The organism is Halomonas sp. V046, from assembly GCF_052645355.1.
On the sequence record NZ_JBQXYF010000004.1, the window covers coordinates 240248 to 250888 of the forward strand.

The 10641-nt window shown below is 64.7% G+C and carries 9 protein-coding genes; 1 reads left to right on the forward strand and 8 read right to left on the reverse strand.

Annotated elements, in window-relative coordinates; all coding sequences use genetic code 11:
* Positions 1-10 precede the first annotated feature (10 nt).
* The 4 genes from ACUN9Y_RS07125 to ACUN9Y_RS07140 all read right to left on the reverse strand — a co-directional run bounded on the left by ACUN9Y_RS07125 (position 11) and on the right by ACUN9Y_RS07140 (position 3206).
* The gene (locus ACUN9Y_RS07125) at positions 11-511 is read right to left on the reverse strand and encodes a cupin domain-containing protein (RefSeq protein ID WP_445459988.1); all 501 of its coding nucleotides are present in this window, start codon (positions 509-511) and stop codon (positions 11-13) included.
* Between the two features lie 340 nt (positions 512-851).
* The gene (locus ACUN9Y_RS07130) at positions 852-1679 is read right to left on the reverse strand and encodes a substrate-binding domain-containing protein (RefSeq protein WP_445459989.1); all 828 of its coding nucleotides are present in this window, start codon (positions 1677-1679) and stop codon (positions 852-854) included.
* 106 nt (positions 1680-1785) lie between these two features.
* Positions 1786-2511 carry an ABC transporter ATP-binding protein gene (locus ACUN9Y_RS07135; RefSeq protein WP_445459990.1) on the reverse strand — a complete coding sequence of 242 codons (726 nt, stop codon included), beginning with the start codon at positions 2509-2511 and terminating at the stop codon, positions 1786-1788.
* On the reverse strand, positions 2508-3206 hold the full coding sequence (locus ACUN9Y_RS07140) for an ABC transporter permease (protein ID WP_445459991.1): 699 nt from the start codon (positions 3204-3206) through the stop codon (positions 2508-2510). Before ACUN9Y_RS07140 ends, ACUN9Y_RS07135 begins: the two co-directional genes overlap by 4 nt.
* A 136-nt stretch (positions 3207-3342) precedes the next feature.
* Between ACUN9Y_RS07140 and ACUN9Y_RS07145 the strand changes: the two genes are divergently transcribed.
* A complete protein-coding gene (locus ACUN9Y_RS07145; RefSeq protein WP_445459992.1) occupies positions 3343-4230 on the forward strand; it encodes a substrate-binding domain-containing protein in 888 nt (295 codons plus the stop codon).
* Positions 4231-4251: 21 nt separating this feature from the next.
* Here ACUN9Y_RS07145 and ACUN9Y_RS07150 read toward each other — a convergent pair whose 3' ends face one another.
* The 4 genes from ACUN9Y_RS07150 to ACUN9Y_RS07165 all read right to left on the reverse strand — a co-directional run bounded on the left by ACUN9Y_RS07150 (position 4252) and on the right by ACUN9Y_RS07165 (position 10087).
* Complete coding sequence (locus ACUN9Y_RS07150) at positions 4252-5295, reverse strand: proline racemase family protein (protein WP_445459993.1); 1044 nt, start codon at positions 5293-5295, stop codon at positions 4252-4254.
* A gap of 103 nt (positions 5296-5398) precedes the next feature.
* Positions 5399-6586: an alcohol dehydrogenase catalytic domain-containing protein gene (locus ACUN9Y_RS07155; protein WP_445459994.1), complete on the reverse strand. Its 1188-nt coding sequence runs from the start codon at positions 6584-6586 to the stop codon at positions 5399-5401.
* Between the two features lie 394 nt (positions 6587-6980).
* Positions 6981-8309, reverse strand: coding sequence for an HlyD family type I secretion periplasmic adaptor subunit (locus tag ACUN9Y_RS07160; RefSeq protein ID WP_445459995.1), 1329 nt, complete (start codon positions 8307-8309; stop codon positions 6981-6983).
* Positions 8306-10087 carry a type I secretion system permease/ATPase gene (locus ACUN9Y_RS07165; protein ID WP_445459996.1) on the reverse strand — a complete coding sequence of 594 codons (1782 nt, stop codon included), beginning with the start codon at positions 10085-10087 and terminating at the stop codon, positions 8306-8308. Before ACUN9Y_RS07165 ends, ACUN9Y_RS07160 begins: the two co-directional genes overlap by 4 nt.
* Between the last annotated feature and the right edge of the window lie 554 nt (positions 10088-10641).

Below are 10641 nucleotides of genomic sequence, written 5' to 3' on the forward strand. Positions count from 1 at the left end.
GCGCTCGCGGCTACTCGCCGTGCCAGTAGTCCAGCGCGCTATCCGTGGCGCCGTAGAACTCGAAGGTGCGATCGCCCTTGTCGCCGCCGGGCGCGCTGCCGGCCACCACGCCGAACTTGCCCGAATCGGGGTACTCCATCACATCCGGTACGTTCATGCTGCTGATGCACAAGTAGATCAGCACCTGGTCCGAGTCATTGATGATCTGGTGGGCGCTTTCCGCCCCGCCGGCGGGGGCGGCGATAATCTCGCCTTCGACGATCGGGTAGCGGCGCTCGCCGAGGCGAACCGTGCCTTGGCCCTTCAGAACGATGAACAGCTCATCGTTGTTGTGGTGACTGTGGAAGGGCCAGGCATGACAGCCCGGCTTCACGGTGACCCGGCGACAGCCGAGGCCCGTCAGGCCGAGCGCCTGGGTCATGTTGATCAGCGACGCCGAGACGCTCTCGCCATGCTCATGAGCCTGCTTGGGGAGAGGGCAGTGGGTAAGCGAGAGGATGCGGGCATGCATGCGGTGGCTCCGGTGGTGGCGATTGCTTGTAGCCTAGTCCGGTGAGCGCCGAATGGCTCGGTGAACCCCGTTCGCCAGGCAACAATCGTCGTGCCACCGTTCGGGCACGGCTCACGCCGGTGAGCCAGGCGATCAGCGTAGGCGACAGAGACGCCGAGACTGCCAGACAAGGCAATAGAGACGAGGCAATTGGAGACGAGGCAATTGGAGACGATAGCCCAGGGCCGGCAATGGCCGGCCCCTCGGTCGGTTAACCCCAGGCATCGGTGATCTCAGGGGGCGTAACCCCAGGCATCGGCGAGCTCAGCCGTTGTAATCCCAGGCATCGCCGGCCGGGTCGCTAGTCGACCTTGGCGTTGGGGAAGAACAGTTGCTGGTCCTTGACCCGGAAGTCGGCGATGGCCGCCTGGCCTTCGCTCGAGAGCAACCACTGGTGCCATTGATTGGCGAGGTCGTGCTTAAGGTCTGGGTGCTTTTCCTCGGACAGCTGGAGGCTGCCGTACTGGTTGAACATCGCCTCGTCACCCTCGAACAGCAGCGCAAGATTCTGGCGGTTGTCGAAGGCGACCCAGGTGGCGCGGTCCGACATCACGTAGGCGTCCATGCCGGCAGCGGTATTCAGCGTCGCCCCCATGCCGCTGCCGAGTTCGCGATACCAGTCACCCCCCGGCTCGACATCGGCCTGTTGCCACAGCCTGAGCTCGGCGCGGTTGGTGCCGCTATCGTCACCCCGCGAGGCGAACGGAGCCTCGGTGTCGGCGATACGGCCGAGGGCATCGGCCACGCTTGTGGCCTCACGGATCGCCGCCGGGTCGCCTGAGGGGCCGATCAAGACGAAGTCGTTGTACATGACGTCGGCACGCTCGTCGGCGTCGCCATCGGCCACGAAGGTCTCTTCCCCGGCGGTGTCGTGGACCAGCAGGCTGTCGGCATCGCCGCGTCGGGCGATCTCGAAGGCCTGGCCGGTGCCCACCGCCACCACGTGCACCTCGATGCCGGTGGCGTCGGTGAACTGGGGCACGATGGCATCGAAGAGCCCCGAATTCTGGGTCGAGGTGGTCGAGGCCAGGGTGATGAAGGGCGCTTCCTGTTCGGCCAGAGCTGCGCCACTGAGGGACACAGCGCCAAGCAGCAGGCCGGCGGCGGCGAGGTGACGGGTCAAGGTCATGGTGGAATTCCCTATTCGCGTTGTGGGTGTTGTGGGTGTTGTGGTGTCGTGGGTGCTGCAGTACTGCGAGGTAATGGAGGAAAATGCGACGCCGCTGGCGTCACCGTCAGTCGATCAATTCGCCGTTGACGAAGGCCAGGGCCTGCTCGCTGGCGGGCTGGTGGAAGAAGACCGACGCGGGGCAGTGTTCTATCAACCTGCCGTGGTGAAGAAAGACGACGTCGTCGGCCAGGCGTCTGGCCTGGTGCAGGTCATGGCTGGTCATCACGATCCGCACGCCGCGGCGATGAAAGGCGTTGATCGCCTCTTCGACGGCACGGATCGCCGCCGGATCCAGCGCCGAGGTGGGCTCATCCAGAAACAGCACCTCGGGTGCCAGCAGCCACGCCCGCGCCAGGGCGAGACGTTGCTGCTCGCCGCCGGAAAGGACCCGCGCCGGGCGCCGGGCAATGCTCGCCAGGCCAAAATGTTCCAGGGCGGCATCGGCGCGCTCGCGTCGCTCACGCCGGGCCACGCCATCGACGGCCAGGGCGTATTCGAGGTTGGCCCGTGCCGAGCGGCGCAGCAGCACCGGGCGCTGAAAGACCATGGCCTGGCGGGGGACGGGGCCATGCCAGCGGACACGGCCGCTGGTTGGGGCGATCAGGCCATGGGCGAGGCGCATCAGCAGGCTCTTGCCCGCACCATTGGGGCCCATCACCAGGGTCCGACGGCAGCCATCGAGGCGCAGCGAAATGGGCCCCAGCAGCGTCTGTGACGCAGGCCTGAACGCGACGCCATCGAACTCCAGGGGAGCGATGTGAGACACCGTGGGCAGCGACATGTCGGTCATCCCAGTTGCCTCCGCGTGCCTTCACCGAGGACGTGGGCGATGGCGGTGATCAGCGCGACGATGACCAGCAATACGATGCCGAGCCCGAGCGCCAGAGGCAGGTTGCCTTTGCTGGTCTCCAACACGATGGCGGTGGTCATGACCCGGGTCACGCCGTCGATATTGCCGCCGACGATCATGACCGCGCCGACCTCGGCGCTGGCACGTCCGAAGCCCGCCAGCAGCACGGTGATCAGGGCCAGTCGGGCATCCCACAATAGCGTTGGGATGCGCCGAGCCCGGCTGACGCCCATCGAGGCGAGCTGCTCGGCGTACTCGCCGTGTAGCTCCTCGATGCGCTGACGGGTCAGGGCGGCGAGAATCGGCAGCACCAGGATGACCTGAGCGACAACCATGGCGCTTGGTGTGAACAGCAGACCGAAGGTGCCGAGAGGCCCGGCACGAGATAACAGCAGGTAGACAACGAGGCCGGCGACCACCGGTGGCAAGCCCATCAACGCATTGAGCGTCACGATCAGCATGCTGCGTCCCGGAAAACGGTACAGCGCCAGCGCCGCTCCGAGCGGGAAGGCGATCAGGGCAGCGATGCTCACCGCCGTCAGCGAGACACGCAGGGACAGGGTGACGATGGCAAGCAGATCAGAATCCAGGCCGACGATCAGGGCCAGGGCAGTCGAGAAGGCAGAGTCGGTCATGGAGCCTCGAGTCGGCGGAGCGTATCTATAGGCATCATGTGATGTAACGCCCGATCGCGCATCCCCGTGCTGGAATATATGCAGCCATATGCCTACGGGTGCACAATGCAGCGATACGTCTTTCGGAGGGTCCGCCATGTCGTCGCCGTTGCCTCATTACCTCAACACTGGGGAGGTCGCCGAGTACCTGAGGCTCAAGCCGCGCAAGGTCTATGATCTGGTGCGACAGGGGCAGATTCCCTGTACCCGGGCCACCGGGAAGCTGCTGTTCCCACGCTCCAGCGTTGATCTGTGGCTGATGAAGCATCTGGAGGGGGATAGCCGCGAAGGCGATAGCCCACCGGAGGTGCTGGCCGGCAGCCAGGATCCCTTGCTCGATTGGGCGCTTCGCGAGAGTGGGTCGGGCCTGGCGACCCTGTGTCAGGGCAGTGGCGATGGCATTCAGCGGCTCTTGGCGGCGCGCGCCCTGGTGGTCGGGTCGCACCTTCTCGGCGCCGACGGCCGCTACAACGTACCGAGCGAGCTGGGGCTTGGCGGCATGTCTGATCTGGTGGTCCTGCATTGGGTCCAGCGGACGCAAGGCTTGATCGTCGCGCCGGGGAATCCTTGTGGCCTTGAGACGATCACGGACCTTGCCAGGGAAGGGGTTCGCGTCGCCCGCCGCCAGGAAGGGGCCGGGGCGCATCGGCTGCTGGCTCGGCTCGTCGAGCAAGCCGGTATCGCGATGAGCGCGCTGGCGCTCGCCAGCCGTCCGGCCATGAGTGAGGACGATCTCGCCCTGGCGGTGCATCACGGCGAGGCGGAGGTTGGCTTAGGTGCCGAAGCCGCGGCTCGTCGTCAGGGGCTCGATTTTATCCCGCTGCACCAGGAAGACTTCGATCTGTTGATGCGCAGGCGCAGCTATTTCAGCGAACCGGTCCAGAGACTCGTGAGCTTCGCCAGAGCCGAGCGGCTCAGGCACCAGGCCGAGGCGCTCGGTGGCTATGACCTGAGTCGCCACGGCGAGGTGCGGTTCAACGCCTGACAGCGCCGCCTACGGGAGCGTTTAGCTTGCCGAAGGCGGTGCCTCCAGCACATTTCCGATGCCGTCGGCTCGGACCATCGGGTCGTCCAGGTTCACCACGATGTCGGCACGGTTCAGCACGTAGCTGCGTCCCGTGATGGTGTTCTCCACCACGCTGTGTTCGCCCTGCTGGGAGGTGCGCAGGAAGGTGCCAATAAAGCCGGTCTGGCGCAGTGAGACGGTTTCCAGGCGGTCGCCGGGATCGATCTTGCCCTCATAGTGCAGCAGCGCCAGGCGCGCGGAGGTGCCGGTGCCCGTGGTGCTTCGGCAGATGACGCCGGGGTGCACGTAGGTCGTCGAGCGGGAGCGATAGAAACCGTCGGCGACTTGTTCGACCGGCCCCATGAAGTGCAGGAAAGGCAGCGGCCCGACGTCGCCCAGGGTGTAGTGGGAGAAGCCACGCTCGGCCTGGATGGCCTCGACAATGGCATGGGCACAATCGCTCAGCCGATCCTGTTCGTCGAGGGTCAACGAAAAGCCTAGCGACGCGGCATCCACCAGCGCATAGAAGCCGCCACTGTAGGCGACGCTATAGGTGACATCGCCATAGCCCGGGACCGTGATGCGCGCCTGATAGGTGTGGATGTAGCTCGGCAGCCCCTCGCAGGTCACCGAGTCGACGACGCCTGCGGTGACGTGTGCCTCGACCTGCACCAGTCCGGCCGGTGCCTCCAGCAGGAAGCTCTGGTGGCCTTCGCGCTTCTCGACCAGGCCGCTTTCGAGTACCGCCGTCGCCGTGCACAGGGTGTTGGAGCCGGAATAGATCGGGTAGCCCATCACTTCCATGATGATGTAGCCCGCGGCGGCGCGGGGGTCGCACGCCGGCACGATCAGGTCCACCGACATCTCCGGAACCCCGTAGGGCTCCTGCAGCAGCAGCGTGCGCAGGCCGTCGGCGCTGTCGCGCAGATACTCCATCTGGGCGCGAACGCTGTCGCCCGGCAATGCGGCGATGCCGCCGAGCACGATGCGGCTGACGTCGCCACCGGCGTGGGTATCCATGAGGGTGATGATCGGGCGGGACATGGGCGTGGCCTCGTGGCAGTGGCACTGTCGCCGAGGGGCCTCGGCGGCGGTGTCGTTGGTGCAAGTTAGAAGCGTTGGCACAGCGTGGCACAGGCCGCACCGCTCAGGCGTCGGTAGCGCCGGCATCCAGGGCGAAGGCGGCGCCATGCGCCTCCCACTGGGCGTCGGGCACGATGACGATCTTGCCCAGAAAGCCCTTGCCGCGGTCGACGAAGTACTCCTCGGCACGGTGCAGGTCCGACAGGCGGAAGGCGCCGTGCAAGACGGGCTTGAGCTGCCCGGTGCGGATCCACTCGATCAGCTGGGCGGCCTCGTCGCGGGTGCCGTGGGACACGCCGAAGATCTGCACCTGGTAAAGATAGATGCGGGTCCACATGATCTCGCTGAGGTTGCCGCCGCTGGCGCCGGCGATGGACAGCCGCGGATACGTGGTCCGCGCCTTCATGTCGAAGATCATGGCGTCGATGAAACGGTCCGTCATCTCACCGCCGACCAGATCCATCACCGCATCGAGGGGCCTGTCGCCGGTAGCGGCACGCACCTGCCGCTCAAGCTCGGCGATCTCGCCGCGGTCGAAGACCGCCTCGGCACCGAGTGCCTTAAGCGCCGGGGCCTTGTCGGCCTGGCTCAGGGCATAGGGAATCGCCCCGACAACGCGACACAGCTGAATCAGTGCCGTGCCGACGCCACCGCTGGCACCGGTGACCAGGACCCGCTCGCCGGCCTTGACGCCGGCGGAGGTCATCATGTGGTAGGCGGTTTGATAGGAACACATGCCCATCGCGGCAAGTTCGGCATCGGCCAGGTCCGGCTTGTCGACCAGGTGGAATTGATCCGAGGGCAGGGCCACGTACTCGGCGAAGCCGCCGTCGGCACCGTGGCCATAGTAGTCCGGGGTCAGGTTGATGTCGGGCCGGGAGTCGGCGTAGAGATTGAAGTCGAGCAGGCCGCGCTCACCGAGACGACCGACGTCGACGCCGTCACCCACCGCGACCACGCGCCCGACGATGTCGGCACCCTGGATACGAGGGAAGGTCAGGGTCGGCGATCCGCCCATGGCGAAGGACGCGACCTCCTCCTTGTCCTTGGTCGGATAAAGCCCCTCGCGCGCCTTGCGATCGGTGTTGTTCTTGGCCGTGGCCGTGACTCGAACCAACACCTGGCCAGGGCCTGGCGAGGGCAGGGTGACATCGTCGCGATAGACGAGTCGGTCGACGCCCCCATGTCCCGTCAGCAGCATCGCGGACATGGTCGCGGGAAGGGTGGTCTCGGAGACTGAAGCGTGGGCCATGACAAGCATCTCGATTGCGAGTGTGAGGCACACCTTACGCCGCGAAGCGGCGAGCTTAAAGCGTCGCGCCGGCGCCGTTCTTCGCGCTGGCGGCCGGCGGCCCGAAGGGCGCAGTAACGCCGGGGGTGGGAAAGAAGAGGAGCGCTTGGCACGATGGCGCCACAGGCGCCCGCGGCCGGCCATGCCGCCGATGCCGTCCATCGCAGGCCGGCCCAGGTGCTGCGTGATGGTGGTTCGCCGCCACCGGACCGGCGGCTGTCGTCAACCACGTACAGCGGATCGCGGCGCATTCAGACACCAGAAGACGCGCATCGCCACAGGTGACGCCGACGGCGCGAGGCCGTTGTCGACGAGCTCCAGGGCCTTCGATGACCGCTGGGCTCGCCGACGATGGCTATTCCTCCCTCATCGCCCGAGCCAACATGTCCGCCATGGGTTTGCCGATGTAACTGGCGAAGCTGCGCTCGCCGGTGCGGATCATCACCTCTGCGGGCATGCCCGCGAGCAGACGCATGCTGTCGGTCATGTTGTCTTCCCCCGCCTCGGTGACGCGGATGCGCACCTTGTAGTAGCGGGCGCGTGTCGCCTCGTCCTCGAAGCTGTCGGCACTGACGTGAACGACTTCGCCATCGATAACGTTGGAGAGTCGCTGATTGAAGGCGCTGAAGCGGATCTCCGACGGCTGGCCGAGGTAGAGATGATCGATGTCGTGATCCGGCACCCGCGCCTCGACGATAAAGCCCTCGCCGGCGGGCACGATGTCAAGCAGCGGGTCGCCGCCGCGAATCACCGCACCCAGGGTGTGAACCATGAGACCGACCACCGTCCCCGTCACCGGTGCGATGACCTCGGTACGCTTGAGCTTGTCGTTGAGCGCAACGAGGCGCTCCTCGGCGTCGGTGACTTCGGTCTGTACCTGGCGCAGAGACTCACCGACCTGCTGCTGGAATTCCTGCAGACGAATCTGCTTTTGCAGCTCGTTCTCGCTGATTTGCGAGCGCAGCCGCGCGACCTCGGCGACCTGGCCGGCATTGTCGCTTTGGTACTCGAGGCTCTCGCGCTCCATCTCTCGCATGCGCTGGCTGTTGATCAGGCCATCGCGAAACAGCTTGCGGTGGTTGGCGACGTCGCCGTTGAGCGAGTCGATCCGCCGCTGGGTGATGGCCTGGGTGTTCTCGAGGCCGGCGATCTGCTCGTTCATCTGCACGATCTGCTCATCGAGAGCCGCCATGGCGCCGCTCAACGACTGGCGACGGACCTCGAACAGGCGCTGCTGAACTTCCAGGACCTCCTGCACCCGCGGGTTGGTCGAACTGACCAAGGCGTCGGGGAAGGCCAGCGTCTGGGCGTCGCTATACTCGGCTAGCAGGCGTATCTCACTGGCCCGGGCGATCAGGTACTCGGCTTCGACGATCTTCTGCTGCGAGCGTGCCTGGGTGTCGTCGAGAACGATCAGCACGTCGCCGGCGTCGACGTGGTCGCCGTCTTCGACCCGAATCGCCTCGACGATACCGCCTTCGAAGTGTTGCACCGTCTTGGTGAAACTCTCCACCGATACCGACCCCGGGGCGACCACGGAGACGGCCAGGTTGGCCATGACCGACCAGCTGCCGAACCCACCGATGGCGACAAGCAGCACGGCGAGGCCGAAGCGGCGATAGTGGGTGTCATGCAACGGAAGCTCGTTCGCGGGGCCGGCATTGCCCGGTTGGGTAGCGCTCATGACGGGGTCTCCTCGCCGCCCTCATGGCGGCCTCTGGCACTCGGTCTTAGCGTGGTGACGCGTTGGCTGCCTGGCGTTGGGCCCGTGCGCCCGGCTCCGGCGACGGCTCGTGCGACGGGCGGCACGCGCGTCGGCGGGGCCAACGATGCGACCTGGCCGTCGTTGAGCACCAGGATACGGTCGACGTGCTGCAACAGGCGTTGGCGGTGGGTGATGATCAACGCCGTGGTGCCCTCCTGGCGCAGCCGAATCAGGCATTCGGCAAGCGCCTGCTCACCGCTTTCGTCCAGGTTCGCATCGGGCTCATCGAGTACCACCAGCACCGGCTGGCCATAGAGCGCTCGGGCCAGGCCGATGCGCTGGCGTTGGCCCGCGGACAGCGCCGCGCCGCCGTGGGACAGCCAGGTGTCGTAGCCCTGAGGCAGGCGCAGGACCATTTCGTGGACGCCGGCACGCTGTGCTGCCTGTACCACGAGCTGGGCGTCGACTTCCTGGAAGCGGGCAATGTTCTCGGCAATGGAGCCGTCGAACAGCTCGATGTCCTGGGGCAGGTAGCCAAGATGTGGTCCCAGTGCGGTGCGCTCCCATTGACCGATGTCGGCGCCGTCGAGACGCACGCTGCCAAGCTGCACCGGCCATAGTCCGAGCACCACCCGTGCCAGGGTCGACTTGCCCGCCGCGCTAGGGCCTACCACGGCGATATGCTCACCCTTCGCGACGCTCAGATTGATGTCTTTCAGGGTCGCCAGACGCTCGCCTGGCGGGGCGGCGTTGACCGCCTCGAGGCTCAATCTGCCCTTGGGCTTGGGCAGCGGCATGCTCGGGGCATCGGCGGGCACCGCGTCGAGCAGCTCTTCCAGCCGCGCCCGGGCGGTCCTCGCGCCGCTGAAGCCTTTCCAGCCATTGATCATTTGATCGATAGGGGCAAGGGCGCGGCCCATCAGAATCGAGCCGGCGATCATCATGCCGGGCGTCAGGTCACCGGCGAGCACCAGATAGGCCCCAAGGCCAAGGATCAGCGACTGAAACATCAGGCGCAGCACCTTGGAGGTGTTGGTCAACAGGCCGGCGCGATCGCTGGCCTTTGATTGCAACACCAGGTACTCGCGGTGGCGCGCCGCCCAGCGGCCCTGGATGCCGGGCAGCATGCCCATGGCATGCAAGACCTCGGCGTTGCGCAGGTTGCTGTTGGCCAGGTCCTGGGACATGACGTGTTGGCCGTTGGCATCGGCCAGCAGCTTCTTGGTGGTCTTTTCGTTGATCAGCGCGATGGTGGCCAGGATCAAGCCTGCACCGAGGGCGAACAAGCCGAACCATGGGTGAAACAGGGCCAGCACGCCGATATAGACGGGCACCCAGGGCGCATCGAAGAAGGCGAACAGGCCGTTGCCAGAGAGAAACTGGCGGAGCGTCGTGAGGTCGTTCAGCGGCTGCGCCGAGGGCTTGCCAGGGGTCACCAGTGAACGCTTGAACATGGCGCTGTAGAGCCGCGGGCTGATCAGCACATCGAGACGATTGCCGACCCGCACCAGGATCCGTGAGCGGACCAGTTCGAGGGCACCCATCACCACGAACAGGAATACGACCACCAGGGTCAGCATCAGCAGCGTTTCCTGGCTACGCGTGGTGATCACGCGGTCGTAGACCTGCAGCATGTAGAGCGGCGGTACTAGCATCAACAGGTTGATGAATAGGCTGAAGAGGCCGACGTAGACGAAGCTGCGTCGACAGTAGTCGAGGACCTTTCTCAGGTCGTTACCTTCCCCGGAAGTGGCCATGGTGGTGTCCCGTTGTATCGCGCTGCCGTTGTTATTGTGTTGCCGAGATCCCGGCATCGCTCGCCGGGCCTGGGCCGTGCTGTATCTGAAGGTCCGACGCTGGGCGGCGATCTTTACCCGTTTCCTCGCAGAGGCTAGCGGTCGTTCCAGAGTAAAGCGTCGCCATAAACATTACGTTTTCACGTAGTCGATCTATTTATCTATACCATGCAGAGGTTACCGATCAAGTGTCGGTTTGCAAGAAAATAATCGTCTCTTTCGTCAGATATTCTTTGGTTTTCTAGGATGGGTTTTTCCGCATTTAGTTGACTCATGACTTCCGAAGTTTTATGAGGTTTCTGTTCGTAACATAAAGTCTGAGACTTTTAATGATGAGTGCGAGTTATGCTTTTTGTTCGCGGTGTGGGTTTTCTAATCTTTTGGCAGTTTAGAGAAATCATGTAACGGTTTACATTAATAATTAATTTCTTTAAATAGTTGAAAATAAACGATAAAAAATGTTAATTAGAATTTGTTTATTGTATTTTTTGCAATGCAGTAGTTAGCGCTGTCAA

What these genes read in the sequence shown, in the direction of transcription:
- ACUN9Y_RS07155 (WP_445459994.1), bottom strand. Translation starts at nt 6,586, where the DNA reads ATGGCCCACGCTTCAGTCTCCGAGACCACCCTTCCCGCGACCATGTCC.
- ACUN9Y_RS07140 (WP_445459991.1), bottom strand. Translation starts at nt 3,206, where the DNA reads ATGACCGACTCTGCCTTCTCGACTGCCCTGGCCCTGATCGTCGGCCTG.
- ACUN9Y_RS07135 (WP_445459990.1), bottom strand. Translation starts at nt 2,511, where the DNA reads ATGACCGACATGTCGCTGCCCACGGTGTCTCACATCGCTCCCCTGGAG.
- ACUN9Y_RS07145 (WP_445459992.1), top strand. Translation starts at nt 3,343, where the DNA reads ATGTCGTCGCCGTTGCCTCATTACCTCAACACTGGGGAGGTCGCCGAG.
- ACUN9Y_RS07160 (WP_445459995.1), bottom strand. Translation starts at nt 8,309, where the DNA reads ATGAGCGCTACCCAACCGGGCAATGCCGGCCCCGCGAACGAGCTTCCG.
- ACUN9Y_RS07165 (WP_445459996.1), bottom strand. Translation starts at nt 10,087, where the DNA reads ATGGCCACTTCCGGGGAAGGTAACGACCTGAGAAAGGTCCTCGACTAC.
- ACUN9Y_RS07150 (WP_445459993.1), bottom strand. Translation starts at nt 5,295, where the DNA reads ATGTCCCGCCCGATCATCACCCTCATGGATACCCACGCCGGTGGCGAC.
- ACUN9Y_RS07125 (WP_445459988.1), bottom strand. Translation starts at nt 511, where the DNA reads ATGCATGCCCGCATCCTCTCGCTTACCCACTGCCCTCTCCCCAAGCAG.
- ACUN9Y_RS07130 (WP_445459989.1), bottom strand. Translation starts at nt 1,679, where the DNA reads ATGACCTTGACCCGTCACCTCGCCGCCGCCGGCCTGCTGCTTGGCGCT.